The organism is Streptomyces sp. NPDC051987, assembly GCF_040680735.1.
Classification (GTDB): Bacteria; Actinomycetota; Actinomycetes; order Streptomycetales; family Streptomycetaceae; genus Streptomyces.
The window spans coordinates 23,430-48,888 of record NZ_JBFAXI010000005.1 but is presented as its reverse complement, the minus strand read 5'-3'; the positions used below and the strand labels follow the sequence as shown (position 1 = coordinate 48,888).

At 71.1% G+C, this 25,459-nt stretch carries 21 protein-coding genes and 1 pseudogene; 8 read left to right on the top strand and 14 right to left on the bottom strand.

The genetic code is table 11. The features are described from left to right. Position 1: 1 nt before the first annotated feature. Positions 2–1,498, bottom strand: coding sequence for a hypothetical protein (locus AB0M11_RS04140; protein ID WP_365701100.1), 1,497 nt, complete (start codon positions 1,496–1,498; stop codon positions 2–4). A gap of 260 nt (positions 1,499–1,758) precedes the next feature. On the opposite strand from AB0M11_RS04140, the pseudogene AB0M11_RS04135 reads away from it, so the two are divergent. After that, positions 1,759–1,949: pseudogene (locus AB0M11_RS04135) on the top strand (PIN domain-containing protein); the annotation flags it as partial. A 401-nt stretch (positions 1,950–2,350) separates the two neighbouring features. Here AB0M11_RS04135 and AB0M11_RS04130 read toward each other — a convergent pair. The 4 genes from AB0M11_RS04130 to AB0M11_RS04115 form a co-directional block, all read right to left on the bottom strand. Beyond that, complete coding sequence (locus tag AB0M11_RS04130) at positions 2,351–3,025, bottom strand: response regulator transcription factor (RefSeq protein ID WP_365701098.1); 675 nt, start codon at positions 3,023–3,025, stop codon at positions 2,351–2,353. Continuing rightward, positions 3,022–4,158, bottom strand: a complete 1,137-nt coding sequence (locus AB0M11_RS04125; protein WP_365701096.1) for a histidine kinase — start codon at positions 4,156–4,158, stop codon at positions 3,022–3,024. The genes AB0M11_RS04130 and AB0M11_RS04125 overlap by 4 nt, the downstream gene beginning before the upstream one ends. Before the next feature lie 125 nt (positions 4,159–4,283). After that, positions 4,284–4,805: a hypothetical protein gene (locus AB0M11_RS04120; RefSeq protein WP_365701094.1), complete on the bottom strand. Its 522-nt coding sequence runs from the start codon at positions 4,803–4,805 to the stop codon at positions 4,284–4,286. Continuing rightward, a complete protein-coding gene (locus AB0M11_RS04115) occupies positions 4,802–5,005 on the bottom strand; it encodes a hypothetical protein (protein ID WP_365701091.1) in 204 nt (67 codons plus the stop codon). The genes AB0M11_RS04120 and AB0M11_RS04115 overlap by 4 nt, the downstream gene beginning before the upstream one ends. A gap of 260 nt (positions 5,006–5,265) precedes the next feature. On the opposite strand from AB0M11_RS04115, the gene AB0M11_RS04110 reads away from it, so the two are divergent. Next, entirely contained in the window at positions 5,266–5,793 is a 528-nt protein-coding gene (locus tag AB0M11_RS04110) for a hypothetical protein (protein ID WP_365701089.1), read from the top strand. A 474-nt stretch (positions 5,794–6,267) separates the two neighbouring features. Here AB0M11_RS04110 and AB0M11_RS04105 read toward each other — a convergent pair whose 3' ends face one another. Further along, a complete protein-coding gene (locus AB0M11_RS04105; protein WP_365701087.1) occupies positions 6,268–6,975 on the bottom strand; it encodes a hypothetical protein in 708 nt (235 codons plus the stop codon). A 3-nt stretch (positions 6,976–6,978) separates the two neighbouring features. Between AB0M11_RS04105 and AB0M11_RS04100 the strand changes: the two genes are divergently transcribed. After that, the gene (locus AB0M11_RS04100; protein WP_365701085.1) at positions 6,979–7,356 is read left to right on the top strand and encodes a hypothetical protein; all 378 of its coding nucleotides are present in this window, start codon (positions 6,979–6,981) and stop codon (positions 7,354–7,356) included. Positions 7,357–7,440: 84 nt separating this feature from the next. Here the strand turns inward: AB0M11_RS04100 and AB0M11_RS04095 are convergent, their stop codons facing one another. The 7 genes from AB0M11_RS04095 to AB0M11_RS04065 form a co-directional block, all read right to left on the bottom strand. Next, complete coding sequence (locus AB0M11_RS04095; RefSeq protein WP_365701083.1) at positions 7,441–8,079, bottom strand: hypothetical protein; 639 nt, start codon at positions 8,077–8,079, stop codon at positions 7,441–7,443. A gap of 128 nt (positions 8,080–8,207) precedes the next feature. Then, positions 8,208–8,453: a ferredoxin gene (locus AB0M11_RS04090; RefSeq protein WP_365701081.1), complete on the bottom strand. Its 246-nt coding sequence runs from the start codon at positions 8,451–8,453 to the stop codon at positions 8,208–8,210. Between the two features lie 5 nt (positions 8,454–8,458). Then, positions 8,459–9,814 (bottom strand): NADH-ubiquinone oxidoreductase-F iron-sulfur binding region domain-containing protein, encoded by a 1,356-nt coding sequence (locus AB0M11_RS04085; RefSeq protein WP_365701079.1) that lies wholly within the window; start codon positions 9,812–9,814, stop codon positions 8,459–8,461. Beyond that, positions 9,811–10,590, bottom strand: a complete 780-nt coding sequence (locus tag AB0M11_RS04080; protein ID WP_365701077.1) for a ferric reductase-like transmembrane domain-containing protein — start codon at positions 10,588–10,590, stop codon at positions 9,811–9,813. Before AB0M11_RS04080 ends, AB0M11_RS04085 begins: the two co-directional genes overlap by 4 nt. Beyond that, complete coding sequence (locus AB0M11_RS04075; protein ID WP_365701075.1) at positions 10,587–11,564, bottom strand: FAD:protein FMN transferase; 978 nt, start codon at positions 11,562–11,564, stop codon at positions 10,587–10,589. The genes AB0M11_RS04080 and AB0M11_RS04075 overlap by 4 nt, the downstream gene beginning before the upstream one ends. A 560-nt stretch (positions 11,565–12,124) precedes the next feature. Further along, positions 12,125–13,555, bottom strand: a complete 1,431-nt coding sequence (locus AB0M11_RS04070) for a HAMP domain-containing sensor histidine kinase (RefSeq protein ID WP_365701073.1) — start codon at positions 13,553–13,555, stop codon at positions 12,125–12,127. Positions 13,556–13,561: 6 nt separating this feature from the next. Further along, the gene (locus AB0M11_RS04065) at positions 13,562–14,257 is read right to left on the bottom strand and encodes a response regulator transcription factor (RefSeq protein ID WP_365701071.1); all 696 of its coding nucleotides are present in this window, start codon (positions 14,255–14,257) and stop codon (positions 13,562–13,564) included. A 210-nt stretch (positions 14,258–14,467) separates the two neighbouring features. Between AB0M11_RS04065 and AB0M11_RS04060 the strand changes: the two genes are divergently transcribed. Together AB0M11_RS04060 and AB0M11_RS04055 are read left to right on the top strand one after the other, a co-directional pair. Further along, a complete protein-coding gene (locus tag AB0M11_RS04060) occupies positions 14,468–14,737 on the top strand; it encodes a hypothetical protein (RefSeq protein WP_365701069.1) in 270 nt (89 codons plus the stop codon). A 425-nt stretch (positions 14,738–15,162) separates the two neighbouring features. Then, on the top strand, positions 15,163–16,941 hold the full coding sequence (locus AB0M11_RS04055) for a hypothetical protein (protein ID WP_365701067.1): 1,779 nt from the start codon (positions 15,163–15,165) through the stop codon (positions 16,939–16,941). 66 nt (positions 16,942–17,007) lie between these two features. On the opposite strand, the gene AB0M11_RS04050 is transcribed toward AB0M11_RS04055, so the two are convergent. After that, complete coding sequence (locus AB0M11_RS04050; protein WP_365701065.1) at positions 17,008–18,129, bottom strand: Rieske 2Fe-2S domain-containing protein; 1,122 nt, start codon at positions 18,127–18,129, stop codon at positions 17,008–17,010. Positions 18,130–18,466: 337 nt separating this feature from the next. Here AB0M11_RS04050 and AB0M11_RS04045 point away from each other — a divergent pair, with 337 nt between their 5' ends. From AB0M11_RS04045 to AB0M11_RS04035, 3 genes are all read left to right on the top strand, one after another. Beyond that, positions 18,467–21,364, top strand: coding sequence for a M36 family metallopeptidase (locus tag AB0M11_RS04045; RefSeq protein ID WP_365701062.1), 2,898 nt, complete (start codon positions 18,467–18,469; stop codon positions 21,362–21,364). A gap of 325 nt (positions 21,365–21,689) precedes the next feature. Then, entirely contained in the window at positions 21,690–23,204 is a 1,515-nt protein-coding gene (locus AB0M11_RS04040; RefSeq protein ID WP_365701060.1) for a sialidase family protein, read from the top strand. A gap of 471 nt (positions 23,205–23,675) precedes the next feature. Then, positions 23,676–25,379 carry an RICIN domain-containing protein gene (locus tag AB0M11_RS04035; protein ID WP_365701058.1) on the top strand — a complete coding sequence of 568 codons (1,704 nt, stop codon included), beginning with the start codon at positions 23,676–23,678 and terminating at the stop codon, positions 25,377–25,379. The last annotated feature ends 80 nt before the right edge of the window (positions 25,380–25,459 follow it).

The following is a 25,459-nucleotide window of genomic DNA, read 5'->3' as shown; positions in this document are numbered from 1 at the left end:
CCTACTTGTCGGCCGGGGTGATCTCCCACGTGGTGTTGTCGCCGTGCTGCTGGGTCCAGAACAGCCGCCAGCCGTCACGGAACAGGGTCGGCACCTTGGCGCCGAGGATGCCGTCCGTGCCCGGGTCGCCGTCGGAGACGTGGATGCCGGTGATCTCGTTGTCACCGTCGTTCTGGATGCCGCCGTTCACCGAGGACAGCATGTTGTCCAGGGTCGCCGACGGGTCGCGGCCCTCGGCCAGGAAGCGCACCGGCTGCGCGCCGCCCGAGTAGTCGGTCGTCGTGGCGAAGACGAACCCGGAGTCGAGGGCGTCCCGCTGGGCGTGCACGGTGTCGCTGGCGTCCTCGACGAAGGCGACGTGCGTGCGGTCGAGGAACGTCACGTTGTCGATGCCGGTGTGCGCCTTGTCGCCCGCGTAGAAGACGCTGAGCTTGCCGTCGTTGGAGCGCGGGTCGCTCTGGGTGAGCTTGTACAGGGTGCCCCAGCCGCCGTAGCCGTCGTTGGCGGTGCTGGTGGCGTTGGTGTCACCGGTGGCGTCGAAGTAGAACTCACGGAAGTCCGTGCCGGGGCGGAACTGGCCGTTCTCCGGACGCTTGAACGGGGTCGCCTTGAACGACTTCGCCAGGGCGTTGGCGTCGAACGCCTTCCCGCTGGTGTCGGTCTTGGTGTCGTGGATGGTCACCCAGCGGGTGCTCAGGGCCGGACCGTAGTTGCTCAGGTCCTTCTGGTCGTCGGTGAACGCCCCGCCGGTGGGGTGCGCGCTGTCGACGTCCTGGTAGGCGATGGGCGAGCCGCTGCGGCGGGAGACCACCTGCAGCGCCTGGAGCTTGCCGCCCTTGGTGAGGTCATGCTTGTCGTAGGGGATCAGCCGGTAGACGAAGCTGTTGGGAACCTTCGTCTTGGTGGCGACCGTGGCACCGCCGCTGTCCTCGACCATCAGCAGGTTGCCGGCGGAGTCGTTCTGGATGCCCTCGTAGCCGGCCCGGCCGGTGACGGAGGAGATGTCCTGGACCTTCGAGTCGATGTCCGGGGTGGCCTGGAGCACTGCGCCGTCGGCCCCCTCCTCGGAGGTGAACAGCAGCCGCTTGGCCCACGGGTCCCAGGTGGAGCCGTCGATGGCGGGAAGCGCCGTGCCGTCGGTCTCCTTGGTGGCCAGCAGCGTCACGCGGTGGGCCTGGTCGGCGTCGAGGTTGATGCGGGTGATGTACCCGGCCTGAGCGCCCTCGTGTCCCTGGAAGAGGAAGTGCTTGCCGTACCGGTACGACGGGTCGGCGCCGTGCAGGCCGGACATCCGCAGGTAGGTGTTCTTGTCGGGCTCGGTCTTGCTCGCCTCGATCTTCACGCCCGGGGCCTGCTTCACGGCGGGGTCGGGCAGCAGCGTGCCGTCGCCGAGGTATCCGTAGTACGGGACCTGGTCGGTCGGGTTCTCCAGCTTCAGGGATCCCTGCGCGACGGGGTGTTCGGTGAGTCCGGGCGACAGGACGTTCGGAGTGGTCACGCCGCGGACGTCGGTGACAGCCGGCACCGATGACCAGGCGGCCACGCCGCCACTGGCGTCGGCTGCACCGGGGGACAGTGCGAGGCCGACACCGATCACACTCGTCGCCACCGCTGTTGCGACAACCCTGCCACGTCTCTTTTTGGCCATGTGCGATCACCTTCCAGATGAGCGAGGGCACACAGTCAAGACACAGTCGCCGTCACGGGATGGCTGGATTGGCGTCAGTCCGATGGATGATCCGTGAACATTCGGGCGCGCCGGTCCACGACCGCGCCTACGACAGTGCCGGGCAGGTCCAGGAGATCCTCAGCCGGTGCGGACAGCACCGCAACGCGCGAGCCGTCGACCTCGTGGTGGCCGCCACGGCCGAGTTGCAGGGACTGACCCTCCTGCACCGCGACCGGGACTTCGAGTGCATCGCCGCCGTCACCGGCAGGCACTCCAGTAGTACGGCCCGGACGCCGGCCAGTGAAAGGGCAGCGCAGTGCCGGAGGGCTGTGCACTGGCGAAGAGCTCTCCGAGCTGGGCATGCGAACACATCAGGCAGCCTTCCGCACGGCGCTGCGGCGGAGCCGGCTCGGTTCAACGGTACGGGCCCCGCGGTATTCGTTGACCCCTTCGGATCGTGGCTGTGCGGGGGCCGCAATGTCAGTGGTCGGCCGTAGCGCGGTGGTGCAGGAGCGCCGAAGGGCCACGGGCGCCGTGTCACGGAAGGGACTCAGCCGGCCCCGTGGCTCAGGAGTCATGGGCAAACCGTAAGGGGAGAGCACCTCAACATGGGTGAGGGCGAGGGCGACTTCGACGAGTTCCTGAGGCTGGCTGGATCTGCCCGGTCGGGCCCGGTACCGGTCAGTCCAGGCCGTGGTCGCGGGCGTAGCGGATGGCGGCGACGCGGTCGCGGGAGCCGGTCTTCGTGAAGACGCGGCTGATGTGGGTCTTCACAGTGTTGCCGCTCAGGAAGAGGGCTGTGGCGATCTCGGCGTTGGTCATGCCACGGGCCATGAGGGTGAGGATCTCCGCCTCGCGGCGGGTGAGGCCGTCGGGGAGCGGCCGGTCGGAGAGGGCGGGTTGCGGGGGCTGGGCGGGAGCGCTCGCCGCGGCGAGCAGGGTGGCCTGGACCTTGGGGTCGAGGACGGACAGACCCGAGGCGGCACTGTGCAGCGTACGGGCGATGTGCAGACGGTCCGCGTCTTTGGTGAGGTACGCGCGGGCCCCGGCCCGTAGCGTTTCCAGGACGGAGGTGTCGTCGGCGTAGGTGGTCAGGACGACGACGGCGACCTCGGGGAACTCGGACGTGAGACGGCGGGTGGTCTCGGTGCCGTCGAGCACCGGCATGTGCAGGTCGAGCAGGATCGCGTCCGGGTGGTGCTCGGCGACCCGGTCGAGCGCCTCTTGGCCGTTGGCCGCGGAGGCCACGACGTCGATGTCCGGGAGCAGGTCGAGTATGAGGACCAGGCCCTCGCGGACGCTGGCCTGGTCATCGGCGACCACCACCCGCAGTGGCCGGGCGTCCTGGGCGCTCATCGCGGCACCTCGGCGCACACGCGCCACCGGCCGTCCCATGCCCCCGCGTCGAGTGTCCCGCCCAGCAGCAGGAGGCGCTCGCGCATCCCGGTGAGTCCGTAGCCGCCATTGAGGGTGGCGAACTCCGGCCTGTCGGCGGCTCGTTGAGAGAGTGGGTTGTCGACGGCGAGCGTCACGTGGTCGTCCTCGTAGGTCAAGGTGATCTCCACCGGCTGGGCGGAGGCATGTTTGGCGGCGTTGGTCAGGGCTTCCTGCGCGGTGCGGAGAAGCGGCAGCGCCTGGTCCGCGGAGAGCGCGAAGGGGGCGCCCTCGACGGTGAGCCGTACCGGTACGCCGTGCCGCTGCCGGTGGGTGTTCGCCAATGTGGCCAGTTCCTCGTCGAGCGGTGCGAGGGACGAGCGCAGGGCATGCACCGCGCGGCGGGTCTCGGTGAGGCCGTCGGCAGTCAGCCGCCGCGCCCCGGCGAGCACCGTCACGGCCCGGTCGATGTCCTGATGGTCCGTCAACAACACTTCGGCGGCCTGGATCTGGATGCTCAGGGCGCCGAGAGAATGAGCCAGTACGTCATGGATCTCGCGGGCGATCCGGGTGCGCTCGTCCAGCACGGCCACCTGCCGCTGCTCGGCGCGCAGCAGCTCGGTCTGGGCGAGCAGGGTCGCGGACTGCTCGGCGCGCACCCGCCAGGCGCGTCGGTTGTGGCTTGCGATCAGCACCGCGACCACCAGCACCGGGTAGCCGAGGGCGATCTCGCGGCCCGCCCCGTTGGCCAGTACGCCGGCCTCGACGGCCGCCACCGTGCACCCTGCCGTTGCCCAGCCGACCGCGAGGCTCGCCTGGGTGCCCAGTTGCATGACGAAGGCCAGCGACAGACCGATGAGTGATTCGGCGTGCGGGGCGGCGCTGGCGTACCCCGCGAGGACGGCGGCGGCGCCGAGCAGCAGCCTCAGGGAATGCGCGGCCTCGTCGCCGCGGGCCTCGGTGAGCCCCCACAGCAGCAGGGCGAGGCTGCTGAGGACGTAAGCGGCGACGGCCCAGACCAGGGGCGCGGTCCCGGCCGGAGGGTGGGTGAAGGTCTTCACGCCGATGAACACATACGCGCCGGTCCGCAGCAGCCATGACACCGTACGCAGCACGGGCGCAGGATACCGGCCCGCGGGTCGCCCGGTCGCTCGGGTCTCGCCTTCCCAGTTCGGTGCGGGTAGTGGTGTGGGGGGTTCGGACAGTGGTGCGGGCGGCCGGCCCGGTGGGTGGCGTCGGGTCATCGCGGTCGCCGACCATCCTGGTCGCTCGGGACATCACGCTGCGGGCGGTCGTGGGAGGCCATGGTCCGAGCGGACCGCGCAGGACGCGTAGGACGCCGAATGGCCTGGGGGTACGGTGCGGGCTGGGGGCTCGGGGCGGCGGGATGCGACGCGGGCTGGGGGATGTCGGGTGACGACGGGTGGGCCGTACCGACCAGGAGACCCGCCGGTGTGGCCCGCACGTCGAAGGGGCGGCCGTCCTTCTCGGGGGCGAACGGCACGCCGGAGACGAGCGCGCACTGTGTGCTGACGGCGGCCTGACCGAGCCGGTTGACGCCCAGCAGCATCAGGATCGGCGTCCTGGAGGCCGCCACGGGGGCGTCGAATGCCATGGCGACGAGCGTCATCGCCAGCCGCGAGGCCACCAGCGCGGGCCACAGCCACAGCCCGCGCACCGGCATCCGCGCCCACCACACACTGTCGCGCGGCTCCAGCCGTGGCCGGGCTCCCTGTGCCGCGCCGATCCCGGCCGCGATCACGCGCCGATGACCAGGCACGCGGTGCCGGCGGTGGGGAGGTGGCCGCCCATGTCGAGACCGGTGAGACCGACGACGGCGAGAACCATGGGCAGCACCACAAGTCGCCTGCCGCGCAGCGGCTCACCGCACACCTGACGCACGATCACGAAGGCCACGACCGCGAGTGCGGCCGGCGCTTCCAGCAGGTTCAGCGCGTTCACTTGAGGACCCCCGGTGAGGTACGTGTCTGCTCGGACCGCCTGTTGGCTGCGCCGACACTAGACGCGCCCGAGGCCCGACGCGTCACCCCGTGCGGTGACCCGCGGGGTGACACCGGCGCCCGGACCGGTACCACCGCGTGCCGCACGGCTCACCCCGCGATGTCACCCCCTGCTACGGCGCGAGGAACCCGCTGCCGGCGCGAATCTGAGCAGGCCGACCGGAACCCCCGGCGCACCGTCCACCGAGAGGCTCGCGTCCCATGTCCACGCTCACCCAAGCCCTGATCATCAACGGCGCGGTCCTGTTCGCCGTCCTGGAAGCGGACCTCGGACCCCGCCGGAAGATCGGAAAGCTGCGCCTTCTGCGGCCCCTGCTGACGGCCGCCGTGATCGTCCCCCTGTTCATCAAGAGCCCCGCCACGGACGGCTCTGGCCTGGTCCTCGAACTCGCCGCCGTCGTCGCGGGGCTGGTCGTCGGCCTGTTGGCGATGGCCTTCACCACGGTCTACCGCAGCCCCAGGACCGGCGGTCCGGTCAGCCGGGCGGGTGTCGCCTACGCGGCGCTGTGGATCGTGGTGGTCGGCGCACGGACCGCGTTCTCCTATGGTTCGGAGAACTGGTTCGGCCCGCAACTGGGCCGCTGGATGCTCGACAACCAGGTGACCGGCGACGCCCTCACCGACGCGCTGATACTGATGGCCGTGGTGATGACGCTCACCCGCACCGTCGGGCTCGCGGCGCGAGCGGCCACGGTCGGACGGGAGGCGTCGGCCCCCGCCTCCGTGTAGAGGTTGCCCTCGGGGCGGCATCGTGGCATCGGACCCAATGAGACCCCAGGTCGGTGACTTGGGGTTGGTCCGTTGTCCGAGCGCCGGCGGCCCGCACCGAGGAGGGGATCCTGAGTGCGTCGCCGTCGCCTTGTGCACTCGGGAAGGCGCCCTTCGGCCCCCCATCCGGAACGGCCGCGCCGAGCATGGAACCAGCTCGAACGGCGCTCTGCCTGCTCTCCTTCGACGTCGTGCCCACAGCGTGCCCAAGAGGCGGACAACGACGGTCGACAGCGGTGCGATCCAGCACCACAATCATCTCATCGAGACAGCATCTGCGCAGGTCAGGCGCGCAGAGCCCGCCCAGGCGCCGTCGCTCCCAGCAATCCGGGCCTTTTTGCTGTCCATCGTGTGGCACGCCCGTCCGCTCCGGGAGCTGATGGGCTCCCGGAGCGGGGGGCTGATACGCGTAAAGCGGTTCCCGGCACCGTGCAGTCAGCTGCCCGAGAGCCAGTCCGCCACGTCGTAGACGGCGTGACAGTAGGGGTCGTGGACGTCCTTGCGCATGCGTTCCAGCTCGCCCAGCAGAAGTACTGGGAGTGCACTGTGCACTGCTGTTACGCCGACCGTGACGGATCCTTTCTCGTCTTGGAGGGGGAGGTCGATGCCGAACGGGGGTGCGTCCTGTGATTCGGGGGTGTCCAGGTAGAGGCGGCACGTTGTCCGGTCGAGAAGGAGGAACCCGCGCAGGCGCAGTTCTGGAGGCTCTTCCGGCTCCGGCGGGAGGGAGAACGCAGCCGCTGCGGCATGCAGTGCGTCCGGCACCTTGAAACGCGGCTCGGCTGCGAAGGCGTGAACAGGGGCGGATGCGTCGATCACAGGGATCTCGAAGGCGTCGCGCGGTGCCTCCTGGATCTCGTGTTCCGAGCGGTCCACCGCCACGCCGCGCAGGGCGGCTGCGATGTCCCCCGAGGGGATGTTTCCGCCGTGGGTGTCCGTGAGCGGCACGTCGAAAGCGACGGAGCTGTCGAGCCGCTGCCCGTCCCAGAGGACGACGCGGCCGGCGTCGGGCCGGTCCGGGGAAGTCACCACACCTCGGACGAGCCGGACTTCCGGTCCGAACGTGAAGGCCGTGACACGGCTCAGCATTTCGTGCGCCAGCTGCGCCTGCAGACCGGACAGGCTCGTCTCGTCCCATGCCATCGAGTGCTCCGTCATACTCGGTTCAACGGTCGCCGCCGCGGCCGGCACGCCACGGAAGTCCTGGTCGACCCCGGCGACGGCGCGGTCTGGTTCGAACACGGCCCGGCGATGACGTGGAACACCGACTACGGCATGGCACTCCTCTTCGGCGGCGGGAAGCCCCGCGTCACCGCTGCCGACGCCCGCACGATCGCCCGCCAGTGGCTGGACGACCACCGCGCCGGCTGGACACCGGGTGCGGCGGAACAGTTCCCCGGCCATTACACGCTGCACACCCTGGCCAACGGGAAGATCACCGGCATGCTGTCGGTCAACGCCGCCACCGGCCAGGTCTGGTACCACAGCTGGCACGGAACCTTCATCGCGATGACCGACGACTGAACGGCGTCGACGAAAAGCACCTGGCGCAAGTATCCGGTTCATCCGCACATCGATTCCCGACCGGGCAGGGAAGAAGCGTCGGCCCTATCCGGTCCAGCCGGAGACCAGGTGGACTCCTGCAAGCGCGACGGCGAGGCCCGCGCCGAGCGACAGCGCCAGCAGCGACCAGCGTCCGGCCCGCAGGGGAGCGGGAGCCCCATGACGTGCCGGGCGGCGCCGCAGATCGGCGCCGATGAGGCGCGGCAGCCGCCACAGGTAGGCGAGGACGTGCACGGCCGTAACCGCGATCCAGCAGACGAAAGCGGCTTTGTGCAGCAGGAGTACCGGGACCGGGCCGGTGTCGGGTCCGAGCAGGGCCAGTGCCACTCCGGTGCCGAGGACGGCGACGCTCGTGACGACGACGAGGGGTCCGAGCGCCCGCAGCAGCGGTGCGGGCGGTCCCTTGCGGCGGTACGCGGGCGAGCCCGTGTAGTAGCGGTAGAACCGGTAGCCGGTCGAGCCGATCTTCAGACAGACCGGGCCGGTCAGCAGCAGCCCGACGAAGAAGTGCAGGGTGAGGAGTCGCCCGAGGAAGAGGATGGTGACGCCCTCGACGGCGAACAGGACCAGTAGTACCGCGCCGGTCGCCGCGGTCAGCCGCTCGTTGCCCTCGGGGCCGCCGGACGCCGTGCCGGGCGTCTCGGACGTGTTGTGCGCCGGTGTCCGGTCGCCGGTCACGGTCACTTGTCCGTCCTCCTGGTGATCCCGCTGATCAGGCCCCGCCCGGCCCGGACGGCAGTGTTGTCCCGCTCGCTCCCGCACCGTGCGCCGGAGCGGGCTGAAGTATGTCTGACGTGGGGTTAAGAACTCGTTCACGACCGCTGGGCCGGCTGCCGGTCCACGGCTCGCCCCGGTGCCGGGTCCAGGCGCAGGGCCAGTGCCGGGCACGCGGCCACGGCGCGCCGTGCGTGTCGGAGGGCTTCACCGGTGAGAGGGGCCGATCCCACGACCGGGTAGCCCCACTCGTCCAACTCGACGATTTCCGGCAGTAGTTCCGCGCACAGGCCGTAGCCGTCGCAGGCGATGCGGTCGATGCCGAGGGAGTGGGCGCCGGGCATGCCGATCACCTCCATTCCCGGTCGTCGGGTGCCGGTGAGTCCGGAACGGGCAGTACGGGCTCGTCCCAGGCCGCAGCGCACGGGCCGAGGTCCAGGTGGTGCCGTACGTCGGCGGCGAAGACCCGCAGTGCGGTCGCGGCGAACCGGGACGCGCCGTCGGGGTGTCGGCAGGCACCCCGCCCGGCGAGCAGCCCGGCCCGGTCCTCCAGACGCCGTATCGACTCCGGGGTGGGACGGCCCCAGGCGAGGTCGGCGAAGTCCGCGGCGACGGCCGGCAGCCCGAGCCGGCACGGTCCGCACTGGCGTGCGCTCTGCGCGGCGAGGTGGCCGAGCACCCTCGCCGCCTCGGCCAGACCGCAGGTACGGACGGGGAGCGCCACGATCACTCCGGCACCGGGTCCCGCGCCGAGCGGGGACAGGTCCTGTTTGGCGAACGGGACGCGCAGCGCCTGGGCCGCCGGCAGCCAGCTGCCGAAGAAGCCGCCCAGCAGCACGGATCCGAGCGGTTCCGCCGGTCCCCCGGCGAAGTCCAGCACATCCGCGAGCGGTCGGCCCATCGGCACCTCGTAGACGCCCGGTGTGCGCAGCGCACCGGAGAGGGTCACGAGCGTGGTGCCCGGGGCGTCGGGGCGCCCGGCGCTGCGGAACCAGCCGGGACCGTAGCGTGCGATCAGCGCGAGGTGGGCGAGGGTCTCGACGTTGTCGATCAGAGTGGGGCGCCGGCCGACACCCTGCTCGAAGGGGCGCGGGGGTGTCGCCAGCGGGCGGGCGTCGCCTCCGTTCAGCCAGCGCACCAGCGACGTCTCCTCGCTGGAGACGTAGTGGTGGGGCAGTTCGTGCACCAGCACCGGCACAGGGGAAAGGCCCCTCCTCCGCCGTTCCTCGACGGCCTCGCGCAGTGCCTGTGCCTGGTCCTGCCTGGTGCGCGGCAGACACAGGTGCGCCACGTCGGCGCCCACCGCCACGGCGGCCAGTGCGGCGCCGTCCAGCACCAGGTGCGGGGCGAGGTCCAGCAGGGTCTCGTCCTTGCGGCTGGCCGGTTCGCTCTCCATGCCGTTGGCGACCACCACGGCGGTGCCCCGGCCCGCGGCGACGGTGCGCAGTTTGCGCCCGGTGGGGAAGGCGGCGCCGCCTCTGCCGGTCAGTCCCGCGTCCTCCACCGCGCGCACCAGCCGGTCGGCCGCGTCGGCGGTGCGGGGAAAGGGCGGCGGACCGTACCGGTGGAGGTGCTCGTCCAGGTCGGCCGCGCGGCCGGTGGCGTACCAGCCGTGCAGCAGCCGGGAGCCGTACGGGCCCAGCATGCCGTCCCGGCCGTCTTCGGCCCGGACGGTTGCCGGGCCCTCGGTCATCGCGTCGGTCATTGCTCGCCTCCCTCGTCGTCGTCGGTCGGCGCGGGCGTCGGGTGGACGGTGCCGGTGCCTGTGCCGGTGCCTGTGCCTGTGCCTGTGCCTGTTCCCGTGCTCGTGGCACCGCCTGCGCGGTGCGCCCACCCCGATTGCAGCGGACCGGAGTTCAAGAACGCGGCCAGCACCACGGGCATGGCCACCGCGGCGAGGCCCGCCCAGAGCCGTACCGCGAACCGCCCCGGACCCGCCCGGTACAGCCGCCACCAGACGGCGGCGACCACGAGGGCCACGCATCCGGCGTACAGGGCGAGTTGTGGCGTGAGCCGGGTGTCGGTGCCGGTTCCGGCGGCGTGGAAGAGCGCCACCGGCCAGGCCGCGTAGGCCAGCCAGTGCACGGCCTTCCACCGTCGCTGCCCCATGCGCAGCCGTACCGCGCTGGTGGCGGCGACCGTGAGCAGCAGGTCGAACGCGACCGTGCCCAGGCCCAGCCAGAGCGGCCGGTACGAGGCGGTGAACGGCACCACGGTCACCAGCCAGCCCAGGTGGACGAAGGTGTCGAGGATCGCGGTGACGATGTGCAGGGCCAGGAAGACCAGGGTCAGCACCGACAGGTTCCGGTGCAGCGCGTGCACCTCGAAGCGGGCGAGCCGCCGGGGTGTGTACCGGCCGCCGACGGCGATGCCGAGTGCGACGGTCGCGGTGAGCAGCACCAGGGCGACGGTGCCGCCGGCCCGGGTCGCGTACCACAGCGGGCTGGGACCGGCCGCGGCCAGCGGGACGAGTCCGGTCATCGGGCACCTCCGGTGAGGGTCTCCGAGGCGGTGTCCTCGGTCCGTTCCGCCGTGTCCGCGGGCCAGCCGCAGACCCGCTCGACGGTTCCGTCCATGCGGACCAGCCGCGCGGGCAGTCCCGTCCGGCGCAGCCGGCCGAGGGCGCGGTCGCCGAGGACGACGGCCTCGGTGCTCGCGGTGTTGGCGGCCACGCAACTGGCGGCGGCCACGCTGACGGTCCGCCAGACCGGCGTCGGATTGTCGCCGGTGACGGGATCGACGATGTGGTGCACGCGCCGCTCCTCGCGGCGCCAGGTCCGCACGGTGGTGCCGGAGGTGGCGAGTCCGCCCTCGGTGATGCTCACCGTGGGCCGGGCCGCCGTACCGGGTGCCGCGTGGTCGTCGGCGAGGGCGATCCGCCAGCCGCCCGGCGGCGGATCACCCGCGACCGCGAGGTCACCGCCGAGGTTGACCAGGACACCGCAGCCCGTCACCTCGGCGGCGCGGCCGGCCGCCCGGTCGGCGGCGAGGGCCTTGGCCGTCGCGCCGAGGTCGAGCACGACGCCCGGGGGCAGCTGCAGCCGCCGGGCGGCCCGGTCCCAGTCCACCGCCCGCCAGCCCGCGGAGGGTCCGGCGACGTGTACGGGGCCCAGGTCCTGCGGGCGCAGCGCGGCGAACGTGACGCCGTAGCCGAGCGCCCGTACGGCGGCTCCGACGGTGGGGTCCACGACGCCCGAGGTCACCTGCGCCGCGTGCAGCGCCACGTCCAGCGCCTCGGCGAACAGGGTACTCACGTGCACGGCGGCTCCCGCCGCGGCGTTGGCGCGGGACAGTTCCGAATCGGGCCGGAAACGGCTGCACGCCGCGTCGACGGCGGTGAGTTCGGCGTCGAGCACCTGGCGTGCTGCTCTCATGGCACCGGGGTCGGTGACGAGCAGCGAGGCGGTGGTGCCCAGCGCGGGGAAGGAGACCGACGCCGGAGTGCCGGGGGTCATGACGCACCCGAGGTGGTGTGCGAGGGCTGCGGGGTCGCTGCCGGGGGTTTCGTGGTGGCGGGGGCCGCCGGCCGGGTGAGGGCGGGAGCGGCCGTGCGTCGCGGGGCGGTCGTGTGCGGTGCCGTACGCGAGGGCGGTACGGGGGTCTTTGCCGGGGCCGCCGAGTGGGATGCCCCGGGAGTCGCGGACGGGCTCGGCGGGGGCGCGGACGCGGGGACGGACGGTCGTGAAGTGTTCCCGGGCGGGGGTGCGGACTTCCCCGGCAGGGCATAGGCGTATCCGGCTGCGAGCGCCACGGAGCCGACGGCTGCCGCAGCGGCCACCCAGCCGGTGGTGTTTCCGACCCGGCGCAGGCCGCGGTCACGGCGGCGGGCGGCACCGGCCGATGTGGGGTGGTCGGGGTGGGACACGGTTCCTCCTCGGCCGTCGGTGTGCCCCGGTGAAGCGTCCGGCACCTCGCGGCCACGCCTGTGGTTGTCCGACCATCAGCCTGCGCGGGCGGCTGTCGGGATCCGGTTCAGGAATCCTTCAGAACCCGCAAAGATCGGTGAAACCGCAGGTCAGGGCAGGTCAGGGGAATGCCGGTCCGGGATCGGACCAGGCGCCGCCCGGGCACCGGCGGCTCCGGACTCCCCGCCCCGGTCGCGTCGGCGCCGCGACGCCGGCAGCGACAGCGCCACGGTCAACCCGCCGCCTGGAGAGTCCAGCAGCTCGGCGGTACCGCCGTTGGCGGTGATCAGCCGGTGGACGATGGCCAGGCCCAGCCCGGTACCGCTCGCCTCGGGGTTTCCGAACCTGCGGAACGCGTTCTCCCGTGCGGTCCGGCCCATCCCGGGACCGTTGTCGGCGACCCGCAGCTCAACGGTTTCGCCCTGCCGCCTGCCGGAGATCAACACCCGCCCGCCCTCCTGGACCGCGTCGAGAGCGTTGGCGATCAGGTTGTCGAGCACCTGCTCCAGATCGCCCTCGCCGAGGAAGGCGGTGAGCCCGGCGCGGCAGTCGACGGCGAGCCGGACCCGGCCCGCGTCGGCGACGGGCTCCCAGGCGGCGATCCGTTCGGCCACGAGCCGGTCCACCCGGACCGGGACCGGCTGCGGCACCGCGTGCTCGGCGCGCGCCACCGCCAGCATGCCGTCCACCAGCCGGGACAGGCGGGCGATCTCGCCCTGCGCGTCGGCCAGCTCGGCGGCGGTGTCCCCTTCGGCGTCGGCGGCGAGCAGGTCCAGGCGCAGCCGGAGCGCCGCGAGTGGGGTGCGCAACTGGTGCGACACGTCGGCGACCACGGCGCGGTGGCCGTGCACCAGGGCCTCCGTTCGCGCGGCCATCGTGTTGAACGTCGCCGCCAGACGGCGCACCTCCTGCGGCCCTGCCCCGGCGGGCGCCCGCGCGTCCAGCGCTCCCTCGCCCAGCCGTCCTGCCGCCTCGTCCAGTACCCGCAGCGGGCGGCCGACCCAGCGGGCCAGCAGCACCGACACCAGCACGGCGGCGCCGAGGCCGCCGACGCCGATCAGCGCGAGCCAGCCCCACATCGCCAGGATCCGGTCGTGCAGGGGATCGGCGGACCGGCTCAGCACGGCCACCCCGACGGGGTCCGAGGCGTCGCCGATCGGCACGGCGGTGGTCAGCCACTGATCGTCCTGCCGCACCCGGGTGTCGGGGTGGGCGAGCACGGAGGAGACCAGCCCCGCGGAGTCGTCCCCGGCCACGTCGGAACACGCGGTCGACAGCACCACACGGCCCGCGCTGTCGTAGACGGTCGCGCAGTCGCCTCTGCGGTGGGCCTCCTCGACGAGGCTCCGCGCCGGCGCGTCCGACCTGTGGTCGGACAGATGCTCCTCGGCGGCGGAGGCGATCGACCTCGTCTTCGCGGCCGCTTCGTCCCGGAACGAGGTCTGCTCGCGCTGCGTCATGAGCAGCCCGAGCGGCACCACCGCCAGCACCAGGACCGCGGTGATCAGGGCGATGACGCTGAGCGCGATTCGGCGGGTCACGGCGCGTCAGCCGACTTCACCGAGGCGGAAACCGCGCCCGTAGACGGTCTCGACCAGCCCGGGCACACCCAGCTTGCGGCGCAGTGCGGCCATATGGACGTCCAGCACCTTCGTGGGCCCGTACCAGTGGGCGTCCCAGGCTCGCTCCAGGATCTCCTGCCGCGTCACGACCCGGCCCGGATCGGCGGCGAGGCACTGGAGGATGTCGAACTCCTTCGGTGTCAGGGCGACGTCCTCACCGCCGACCGTCACCTTGCGGGTGCGCGGGTCGACGGCGAGCGGGCCGTGGGTCAGCAGTTCGGATCCGGACGGGCGGATGCGCCGCAGTACGGCCCTGATCCGCGCCAGCAGCTCCGCCAGCCCGAAGGGCTTGACCAGGTAGTCGTCGGCGCCCTCGTCGAGTGCGGCGACCCGGTCGCCCTCCTCGCCGCGGGCGGTCACCACGATGATCGCAACGTCCGACTGGCGGCGCAGCAGGCGGCAGACGTCGACACCCTCCATGTCCGGCAGACCGAGGTCGAGCAGTACCACGTCGGGCGACGGTACGTGGGTGAGCGCACCGCGTCCGGTGCCGACGCAGGTCGCCCGGTACCCGGCTCGCTCCAGGCCGCGCACCAGCGATCCGGCGAGCCCGGGGTCGTCCTCGACGACCAGCACGGTGAGCTCTTCGGGAACGGCGCGGGGGCCGGTTTCCTGTTCCACGGCATCCAGCGTAGGACGACGTGAAGGGCTCTCCGGATCGGCCGAGGGCAGGGTACGCGCCGGGGCCACCGCCCGCTCCGACCGGCTTTGCCACATCTGAGGATTTCCTGAACGGCTCTCCGACGCGGTGCGGCGCAAGCTGATGACATGGCGCCCACGAGTCGGACGATCGCCTCGTGGTACCGCCTTCGCCCCGAAGGAGGCCGGCCCATGCCCATGTCCGGATCCGCGCACGACCCCGCCGCCCTGCGCCGACGCGAACGCGGCCTTCGGCGGGTGAGCACCACGACCCGCCGGACCGCCACTGCCGCGACGGCCGCGGCCCTGCTGCTCGGAGCCGGCTACGCGCACGCGCTGCCGGACATCTCCCACCTGGCGTCCGGTGCGGTCGAGCACCCCGTCCGCGACCCTGCGCGTCTCCCGGCGAACGCCCCGGCGTCCACCACGCAGCCGGCGCAGACGACGACCGGTGCGTCCTGACCGCCGAGCCCATGGTCGAACGGCGGGCATCGCGGCCGACACCACTGCCGCAGCCGACGCCCGCACGAGGTTTCGCCATGTGCGCGGCCCGCACACCTGTGTGTGCTTCCGCGACGGCATCCGCCGACCGGTGCTTGCACCCGGGCGCCGATACAGGGGTTCGACAGGAGAAGTCCTGGACTCTCGTCCTGGGCCCTGTGTGCGGGCGCGTCGGAGGTCGGCTCTAGGATTGGCCGACCCGTACTGCTCTGCGATCGGCGCTGAACTGCCGCGGGTGGCAAAGGCATTCGCCTTTTATTGGGGGGATTCGTCGAGTGAGACTTCGTGCTGTTCTGCCTGCTCTGACAGCCGGTGCACTGCTTACAGCCGTACAGGCCCTTCCGGCAACCGCCGCCGACTCCGCGACATCCGCGCCGCACGAGTCGGTGTCGGGCACCACCGCGAGCCCGTCCCTCGCTGCGAGCCCGAGGCCGACGGCCACACCCACGAGCCCCGCGGCCGCCGCACCGGCCGACACCGCCGACCCGGTCCCGTCCGACACCGCCGACCCGGTCCCGTCCGACACCGTCGCCCCGGTCCCGTCCGACACCGCGACGTCCGCCCCGACCGACAGCAGCCCGGACCCGCACCAGTTCGAGGTGTACGGAGTCGGCAACTCCTGGCCGGACCACTGGAAACTCTCGCTGTCTGTCTACAGCGCCACCGCGACGGTCACGGGTGTCACTGCCCGCTACCGGCCGCACGGGGCGCCCGCGGATGCGCCCGATGCCGCGACGACGTCGGACTTCGTGCCCAATCCCTACTATGGCGGTCAGGTCTCGGCCGACCGGCCCACCCTTCCCGCCATGGGCGTCTACGACGTCTCCGTGGATGTGACGGACAGCTCGGGAAACGTCGAACATTTCCCGGACGCCGGCGAGTTCACCTACGCGGCGCAGGTGTCCGTCGGGAAGCTGGCGTCCGACCGGAGTTCCGTGGACTACGAGCACCGCTCGTACACCGTATCCGCGCCGGTCACCGTCACCGACCCCAGCACCGGCGCGGTACTCGACCCGGCCGGTGTGTCGGTTGCCCTTGCCGACCCGGAGGCGGGGGTGCCGTCGGAAACGGTCGCGGTCGCCACCGCGCGGGCGGACGGGCGGGTGGCCGCACCGGTCACGGCGAAAGGTGGCGTCACCTACCGCACGGCTGGCGCCGACGGCACCGCCACCGCGGGCTATCCGTATTTCCTGGACACCAGTGACCAGAGCCCGCTCACCGTGCCGGCGACGGCGGAGACCACCCGGATTCGCATCCTGAGCAAGACCGACGTCGACGTTCCCCAAGGCGGCCGCACCACGATCACCGGCGTGCTCGAACGGAAGGTCGGGTCCACGTGGGTGGGCACGCCGGACCAGAAGATCTACACCATGGGGCCGGCCTCCTTCTCCGCCACGGTCAAGACCACCGCCACCGGCACCTTCGCCGTCAGCACCGGCACCGCCGGTGCGTACTATTTCAACAACTACTGGGACTACGATCCCTTCCTCCTGAGCACCGACAGCGACTCGGCACCGGTGTATGTGCACGTTCCGTCGCCCAGCCGCGTCACCCCGTTCCACGTCAGCGAGGACGAGTACGGCGAGGCTGTGATCGACGGCCATCTGGATCTGCACGGGGCGGAGTTCCCGAGCAACACGCACTCCATGACGATCCAGTACTCGTCCAACGGCAAGACGTGGCATACCGTCGGCAGCACCCGGATCGGCCGATCAGGTCTCGCCGGCGATGAGTTCATGACCTACGCGACCTACGGCGGCCAGGCGAACGGCTACTGGCGGGCGTACTTCCCGGGCACCCCGGACTACTCGCCCTCCTACAGCGCAGCGGTCAAGATCTACCGCACCCCCACCCGCGTCACCGGCGGCAAACCCAGCCATACCACGGTGCGCAAGAACACGTACGTGACATTCGGCGGCCACCTGCAGCAGCGCAGTTCCTCCGGCGCCTGGTCCGGCATGTCCCACACCTACGCGTACCTGGAGTTCCGGGCCGCAGGAAGCAAGACGTGGCACTACGTCACCCGTGTGAAGACCGACACCAAGGGCACCTACCACCTCAGCGGCAAGGCAACTCACGATGGCACCTGGACCGTCGTGTGGTTCACCTCCGACAGCCACCACATCGACTCCAACGGTCCGGAGACGTACGTCCACGTGCACTGACTTGTTCCTGCAGCAGTCTGCGGATCACCGCCAGGGGTCGGCGCGCGGGGGCATGCAGAACGGGGCTCAAGGAGCGCCGGTCGGCGCTGATCCTGTGGGACGGCGAGGAGGACGGGACGCCGCCGGACCGCTCGACGGCGGGTACGGACGGAGGGGTGGCGGTGGTGCGGATCGCGGAGCGAGGGCCGGGGCCGGATCCGGCGCGGGATAGAACTGGGCGTACCAGCGGCGGAGCCTCCTGATCCCCTGTTCGTGCGGAAGCAGCACCGGCCGCGCCTGATGGATCTTGTGATCCCAGATCCGCACCTCTTCCCGCACCTCACCGAGCGCCTCAGCCCGGAAGACCAGCTTGAGCGCGGGGGTGAGCAAGCGCAGGCCGCCGCGGCCCGGATGCCGCAGGTAGTACAGCATCCGCAGCTCGCTGCTGGTCTCGTCGACGGGCGTGGAGAGCGCGACGGCGGTCACGGACAGCGCGGGTCCGTGCGTCCGGACCACCATGACCCCCGGCCCGTACATGAACGCGTCGAACGTGTTGTCGATGTCCCAGCCGAGCACGCGCCGCCGGATCCGTCCGCGTGCCTCGGCGTACGGCCCGTCGGCCCGCCACTCCTGTACGGGCGGCTCGCTCTGCCCGTGGATGAAGTGGAAGTGGGACTCGTCGACGATGTTCTCCCGCATCTCCTGTACGTGGATCCGGGCCCGGCAGGTGTCGTCGACGGGCGCGGCAAAGTCGCGGGACGTCGCCTCCGGGATCTCCGGCACCTCCCAGGAGGGCTGTGCCTCGGGGCCGACGTACACGAAGACGAGCCCGCTGTGCTCGCGCACCGGGAGCCCGCCGAGTGTCACCTTGGGTGTCCGCGCCGCGAACGGCGCCTCGACACACCGCCCGTCCGTTGCGAACCGCCAGCCGTGAAAAGGGCACTCGACCGTGCCGTCCACGACCTTTCCGCCGACGCCGAGATGGGCGCCGTAGTGCGGACAGTGCGCGTCCCTCACGGTGGCCCGCCCGTCTGTCCCGCGGAACGCGATGAGCGCGCGGCCGAAGTAGTGCAGGCTGACGACCTTCCCCGGCCGTAACTCACCGCTACGCAGCAGGCCGTACCAGCCGAACGGCACGAAGGGCATCGGATATGCGTCGGCCCGGGGATCCCGAAGCGCCTCGACGTTGTCATGCCTACGACGTGCCATGAGGGCAGAGTAGTGGGGCACCACCGGAAGTGCACCGGTGCGGCCTCGGAGATCCGGGTGCGGCGGCCGGCCGCCCCCGAAGTGCCCGTCTTCCGGCACTCCCCGGCCCGTCGGCATGGGCCCCCGCCGGTGCCCGGTCGGCGGTTGCGGCAACCGCCTCGTCGGATCTGTGCGTTTTCTGTGAAACTTCAAGTTCCGTGCTTCCTTGACGGGACAGTGCGATGAAAGGGTCGGGAGCGCTCAACTCGGCTGTTTTGTACGGCCGTTGGAATCCTCACCCCCCACGAGGCGAAAAGTGGCGCAAGCCTCCGCGCACAGAACGCGCGCGACCATATTCGTGACGACGGCCGGCCTCGCGCTGACCGTCGCCCTCCTGCCCGGCGTCGCGGACGCGGCTCCGGGCAACCCGACGCACTCGACCGACACCGGTACCCCGGGGGCCCGGACATCGCCCCCGCCCTCGCAACAGACGCTGATACGCCGCGACGCGACGCTGATGAAGGCCGAACAGCGGCCCGGTGTACGTGAGTTGCGCAAGCAGCTCGGTACTCAGGGCGTGCTGGAGCTGGACCCGGCCACCGGCACCGCTCGCCAGGTGGCCAAGCTGGACGGATACCTGACGCCGCCCAGCGACGACAGGCCCGAGGACGTCGTCCGGGACTACCTGCGCGCCCGTCCCGACGTCTTCGGCCTGACCGACGCCCAGGTCCGTGACCTGACGCTGCGCAAGCAGTACACCGACGTGGCAGGCATACTCCACCTGTCCTTCCTTCAGTCGGTCGACGGCGTGCCGGTGTTCGGAAACGGCGTCAAGGCGAACGTCTCCCGGGACGGGCGGCTGATCAGCGTGCTCGGCTCCCCGGTGCGGACGCTGCCGTCGGCTCTCGCCCCGGCCCGGGTCACCGGAACACAGGCCAGGCACACCGCCGTCCGTGACGTCGCGGGTGCCGAGGCCGACGGCAACCCGCCCACCGGCACCGCCAAGCAGGTCGTCTACCCGGTGCCCGGCGGCACCGCTCGCCGCGCCTGGCAGACGGTGACCTCGCCGGACGGCCACGGCATGTGGCTGCACGTCGTCGACGCCGTCACCGGCCGGGTCCTGTACCGGCAGAACCTGTCCTCCGATCTGAACGCCGCCGACGCGCCCGCCGCGGCGCGGGACACCGGGCAGCCGCTGCTCTCCCCGCAGGGCACGCTCCTGAGCTCCGGCAACGTGCTGGCCTGGGACTACTCCCACGGTGCCGACAGGGGCGGAAAGCAGCTCACGCGGAACCTGACCGCTTCGGGCTGGCTTCCCAAGGGGGCCAGGACCCTCGACGGGCCCATCGCGCACGTCTACAGCGACGTGAACGACAACAACAAGGCGGACGACGGGGAGGAGATCACCCCGGCGGCCAACGGAACGTTCTCCTTCCCGTTCAAGCCCTTCACCGGAGACAACTGCGGGCCCGCGGCCTGCTCCTGGGATCAGAAGAAGTCGGACTCCTGGCAGACCAACCGCGAGCAGAACGCCGCGCAGGTCCTCTACTTCCTCGGGAAGTACCACGACCACCTCCAGGCAGCCCCGATCGGCTTCACCCGGAAGGCCGGCAACTTCGACGGGCGGGACGGCGACGCCGTCCAGGCGCAGACCGACGACGGCGCGGCCATGAACAACGGTCTGCCCGACGACAACCACATCAACAACGCCAACATGGGCACCCCGCCGGACGGCCAGGCGCCCACGATGCAGATGTACCTGACCGGCGGTTACTCGGACGACCCGGACTACAAGGTGCCGTCGGGGAACTACGGCGACGTCGCCCCGGTCGTCTACCACGAGTACACACACGGCCTGTCCAACCGGCTCGTCGTCGACGCCGACGGGGTCTCGACCCTCGTAGGACCGCAGGGCGGGGCCATGGGTGAGGCATGGAGCGACTGGTACGCCGTCGACTTCCTGGCCGACCAGGGGTTCATGAAGGACAACCCGCACGTCGACGGGGAGCTGTCGGTGGACCCGCCGCACTGGCAGGGTGACCTGCAGTTGCGCTCCCAGCCGATGGACTGCCCGGTGGGGTCGAAGTCGGCCAGGTGTCCGGGCACGAAGGGGGCGGGGCCGGGCGGCTACACCTACGGCGACTACGGGAAGATCTGGGACGGCGGTCCCGAACCGCACGCCGACGGCGAGATCTGGGGCGAGACCCTCTGGGACCTGCGCACCCGGCTCGGCAGCAGGCTCACCGAGTCGCTGGTGACCCGGGCGATGGAGCTCTCGCCCGCGAACCCGACCTTCCTCGACCAGCGCAACGCCATCCTCCAGGCCGACACCGTGGTCAACGGCGGTCGGGCCCACAAGACCATCTGGAAGGTCTTCGCGCACCGGGGGATGGGGTACTTCGCCGCGGCTCTGACCGCTGACGACGTCAAGCCCGACGAGGACTTCTCCCTGCCGCCCGGCCCGAACACCCCGCGGGTCACGCTCACCGGCAAGGTGACCGACGACACGAGCGGCGCACCCGTGAGCGGGGCCACGGTCAGCGTCAGCGGCCACAACTCCGGCTTCCCCGGCGCCGACTTCTCCGCCGTGACCAAGGCGGACGGGACCTACGCGATCCCCGACGTCCCCGAGGGCACGTACCGGAAGGTGTACGCCAGCGGCAACGGCTACGAGCCGCTTGGCCGCACACTCGACGTCAAGTCCGGTTCCGCCGCGGCGGACTGGTCGCTGCGCCGCAACTGGGCGGCCTCCTCCGGTGGCGCCAAGGTCACCGACTTCACCGGTACCGACGACACCGAGTTCGGCTGTGGTCCCGCCGATCTGATCGACATGTCGGCCGCCGTGTGGGGCTCGGACGCCACGGGCGGGACCAACGGCACCGGGGTGAACCCGGTCCACGACACGGTGGGACTGCCGGGGGCCGTGGACATCTCCGAACTCCTCGTCGACCCGACGGCGGGCTGCGGAGACGACACCACGGCGTCTCTCGGCGACTACCGGATCGAGACCTCCACCGACGGCACCACCTGGACCACGGCCGCCGAGGGCCACTTCAAGCCCGCCGACACCGGCCGGCAGAACGTCGTGCCCCTCAAGGCCGGCACCGGGCAGAACGTCCAGTACGTCCGCCTGACCATGCTCGGCAACCAGGCCGCCGACAACGGCGTGGACTGCGCGAAGGACTCCGGTCCCGCAGGCTGCAGGTACCTGGACGCGACCGAACTCGTCGTCCACGGCGCATCGCACCAGGGCTGAGAAGCCGGATTCAGAAGCCGAGGGCGGCCTCCCACTGACGGGAGGCCGCCCTCGGCGACTTAGGTACCGAGAGCCCCTCGCCGAGGACAACGTCCTCCCAAAGGGGGGTCAATTCCTCATTTCCGGGCGGTGTCAGGCCGGAGTACATTGACATGATCATGCAAATGCGGCAAAAGTGTCGGCGTTCTGACGCACGTCCTGCACGATGTTCGGTCCGGCCGGGCTCCGCCCGCCCCCGTGGCGCGGACGTGTACGAGGCATGCTCCCGTCCCGTTCCGCGACGCACCGATGCCGGACGTGCCCCTTCTCGGAAAGGGAACGGATCATGTCCCTGGCGTCACTGCTCCGCCGCCTCGCGAGACCCGGCCTGGTGACGACGGCCCTCGCGGCCGGCGCGCTGGTCCTGACGACGACCACTGCTTACGCCGCCCCCGCTCTCACCCAGATCAGCGCCGATCCGTACACCAACACCACCAGCCAGCACGCCACCGAGGTCGAGCCGGACACCTTCTCCTACGGTTCCACGATCGTCTCCGCCTTCCAGGTCGGCCGGTTCACCGACGGCGGCGGTGCGAACGTCGGCTTCGCCACCTCCAAGGACGGCGGCGCCACCTGGACCAGGGGATTCCTGCCGGGGATCACCACACAGGCGGGCGGCACCTTCCAGAGGGTCAGCGACGCTTCCGTGGCCTACGACGCGAAGCACAACGTCTGGCTGATCTCCTCCATCCCCATCACCTCGTCCGTCACCGTGCCCGAGGTGTACACCAGCCGATCCACCGACGGCGGCCTGACCTGGAGCAACCCCGTGGTCACCGCGACCGGTTCGAGCCTCGACAAGAACTGGGTCGTCTGCGACAACACCGCCACGAGCGCGTTCTACGGCAACTGCTACACCGAGTACGACAACAACGGCGACGGCGACCGCATCAAGATGACCACCTCCTCCGACGGAGGACTCACCTGGGGCGCCTCGAAGAACACCGGCAACAACGCCACCGGCCTGGGCGGCCAGCCCGTCGTGCAGCCCAACGGCACCGTCGTGGTCCCGATCGCCAACGCCTCGGAGACCGCGATCCGCGCCTTCACCTCCACCAACGGCGGCAGCTCCTGGACCAACGCCACCACCGTGGCCACGGTCAGCACGTTCACCGTGGGCGGGGGCCTGCGCAGCGGCCCGCTGCCCTCCGCCGAGATCGACTCCGCCGGGAAGGTGTACGTCGTCTGGCAGGACTGCCGCTTCCGGGCGAGCGGGGGCTCCTGCACCTCCAACGACATCGTGATGGCGACGACCACCAACGGCACCACCTGGTCGTCGGTGACCCGCATTCCGATCGACGCGACCACCAGCACCGTCGACCACTTCATCCCGGGCCTCGCGGTCGACCCGGCCACCTCCGGCAGCACCGCGCACCTGGCGCTGACGTACTACTACCACCCTGTCGCCAACTGCACCGCGTCCACCTGCCAGCTGGACGTCGGATACGTCTCGTCGACCAACGGTGGCAGCACCTGGACGGCGCCGACCCAGCTGGCCGGCCCGATGACCCACTCGTGGCTGGCGAGCACCACGCAGGGCACCATGGTCGGCGACTACATCTCGACGTCCTTCTCCGGCAGCACGGCACACCCGGTGTTCGCCGTGGCCTCGGCCCCCAGCGGCTCGGTCTTCAACGAGGCGATGTACACACCGGCATCGGGTCTCGCGGCGGCCGCCGGCAGCACCGCCGTCACCACCGCCACGGCACGCGACAACGCCTTCTCGGCCCGCCTCGCAGCGATCGCCTATGTGCAGTGGCTGGCCAACGGCGGCACCGAGGGCGGCGAGGACAGCCCCTGACCGCAGCCCGCGGGTCTGTCCGGCGATGAGCCGCCGGACAGACGCGGGTGGCGCCCGGAGCGAGGAAGGGACTGCGGAGACTGCAGCAGCCCGGCGGGCGCAGGGGCCGGGCACGTCCCCGCGTGGCAGCGGAGCCGCCGGCCCCCGTCCGCCGCATCCTCCTGGTTCGCATGGCCGCCCACTCGCTCACCGCTGAGAATCCGCGAAAAAAGTTCTGTGCTCTTCGCGGCAACCTTTCCGGCCTCCCGGACCACTCAGTGTCGTCCGGCCAGGTGGTCCGGTCAGATGCAACGGCTGAAAGAGAGCACAGGCGTGTCCCTGGAACGAGAGCACAGACATGTCCCCGGCCCACCCCCGTCGTCGGCGGCGCCCCGCGCAGGCCATCGTGCCGACGGGGGCGCGAGCGGTGGCCGCCCGAGGCATCGTGGCCGTCGGTTGCTCGCGCGTCGGGGTCTCTGGGCGGGTCTCACCATGGTGGTCGTGGCCGGCTCGGCTGTCGTGGTCAGCCAGGCTTCGGCGGATCAGAAGAAGACCCCGGATCTGACGAAGTGGTACGTGCTGGTCAACCGCAACAGCGGCAAGGTGCTGGACGACCGCGCTTTCGCCAACAACGACGGCGCGGCGGTGGTGCAGTGGACCCGTCATGGCGGCGCCAACCAGCAGTGGCGGTTCATCGACGCGGGTGACGGGTACTACCGGCTGCAGAACCGGAACTCCGGCAAGGTGCTGGACGACCTCGGCTGGTCGAAGACCGCCGGCTCCGCCATCGTGCAGTGGAAAGACCTGAACGGCACCAACCAGCAGTTCAAACTGGCCAAGTCGGCGGGCGGTTACGTGCGTCTGGTCAATCGCTTCAGTGGCATGGCCGTCGATGTCGACAAGGCCGCCAAGGCCGACGGGAGCGGTGTCGTCCAGAACCGCGACCGGGGCGGCGCCGATCAGCAGTGGCAACTCGTCCCGGCCGGGAGTGTCGGCAGCTCCGGTACGCCCACCACCGCGCCGAGCAGCACCGCCCCCACCAGCCAGGCTCCGAGCGGCTCGCACGCGTCGTCCACGCCGTCGTCCACGCCGTCTTCCGTGGCCGGTGGCGGCAGCTCGACGACCCGTTTCCTGGGCAGCAGCACGGTGGTCATCGGCGGCTCGATGTCCGACGACTCGGCGAAGGCCGCGCCGTTCGACGCGCGCTACGCCTATGTGCACAGCCAGCCCGCGCCCTCCTCGGACTACTACACGGCAGCGAAATGCCACGACGACTGGTCGGGTTGGTGGGGCTGCTGGAACGGCAGCACCACGGCGCCCGGCACGTACGTGACCTGGCGGGACGACGTGGTGTCCCAGGCGACGTACAAGGGCAGCGCGCGTCCGCAGAAGATGCTCTGGACCTGGTACTCGTTGCGCGACCTCGGGGACGCGGCGGGCGAGGGCGACGGTCCGGGCGAGGTCAAGGCCATCAACCGGACCGACCTGCTCACCCGCTACCTGAACGACTACCGCTTCTTCCTCCAGAAGATCGGCAAGACGCAGGCAGCGATCGACCTCGAACCCGACTTCTGGGGCTACGTCCGCTCGCTCGGCGATCCGCACCAGGTTCCCGCACAGGTCAAGAGCGCGAATCCGACGGACTGCGGATCGCAGGAGAACAGCGCCACCGGGCTCGCCCAGTGCCTGATCTCGATGGCGCACAAGTACGCGCCGAACGCCGAGGCGGGGATGCACCTGTCCTGCTTCGACTGGGAGACCAACACGCAGGCTTGCGTCAAGTCCTACGAGGACTTCGGCGCGAAGAACGCCGACTTCCTGGTCAGCGACGTGTCGGACCGCGACGCGGGCTGGTACGCGCAGCCGGCCCACGGCGGCCGTGACACCTTCTGGACCGACCAGAAGGCCGCCGCCACGCTGCAGTTCTGGAAGACGATGGCCGAGTCCGTGGGCAAGCCCGTGGTCCTGTGGCAGATCCCCGTGGGCAACATGGCGCAGAACAACACCCTCAACCACTACAAGGACGACAAGGTGGACTGGTTCTTCGCCCACATGGACCAGGTCGCGAACGCCCACATCGCCGGCCTGTTCTTCGGTCCGGGGCAGCAGGAACAGACCTCGGTCGAAACCGACGGCGGAAACCTGATCAACAAGACGATCGCATACCACAACTCGGGTGGTACACCCATCAAGTAGGTGAAGCCGACGAAATGCGCCCCCATCTCTTCGATGGGGGCGCATTTCGTCGTCCAGGAGGAGCACACCCATCGGCCCGA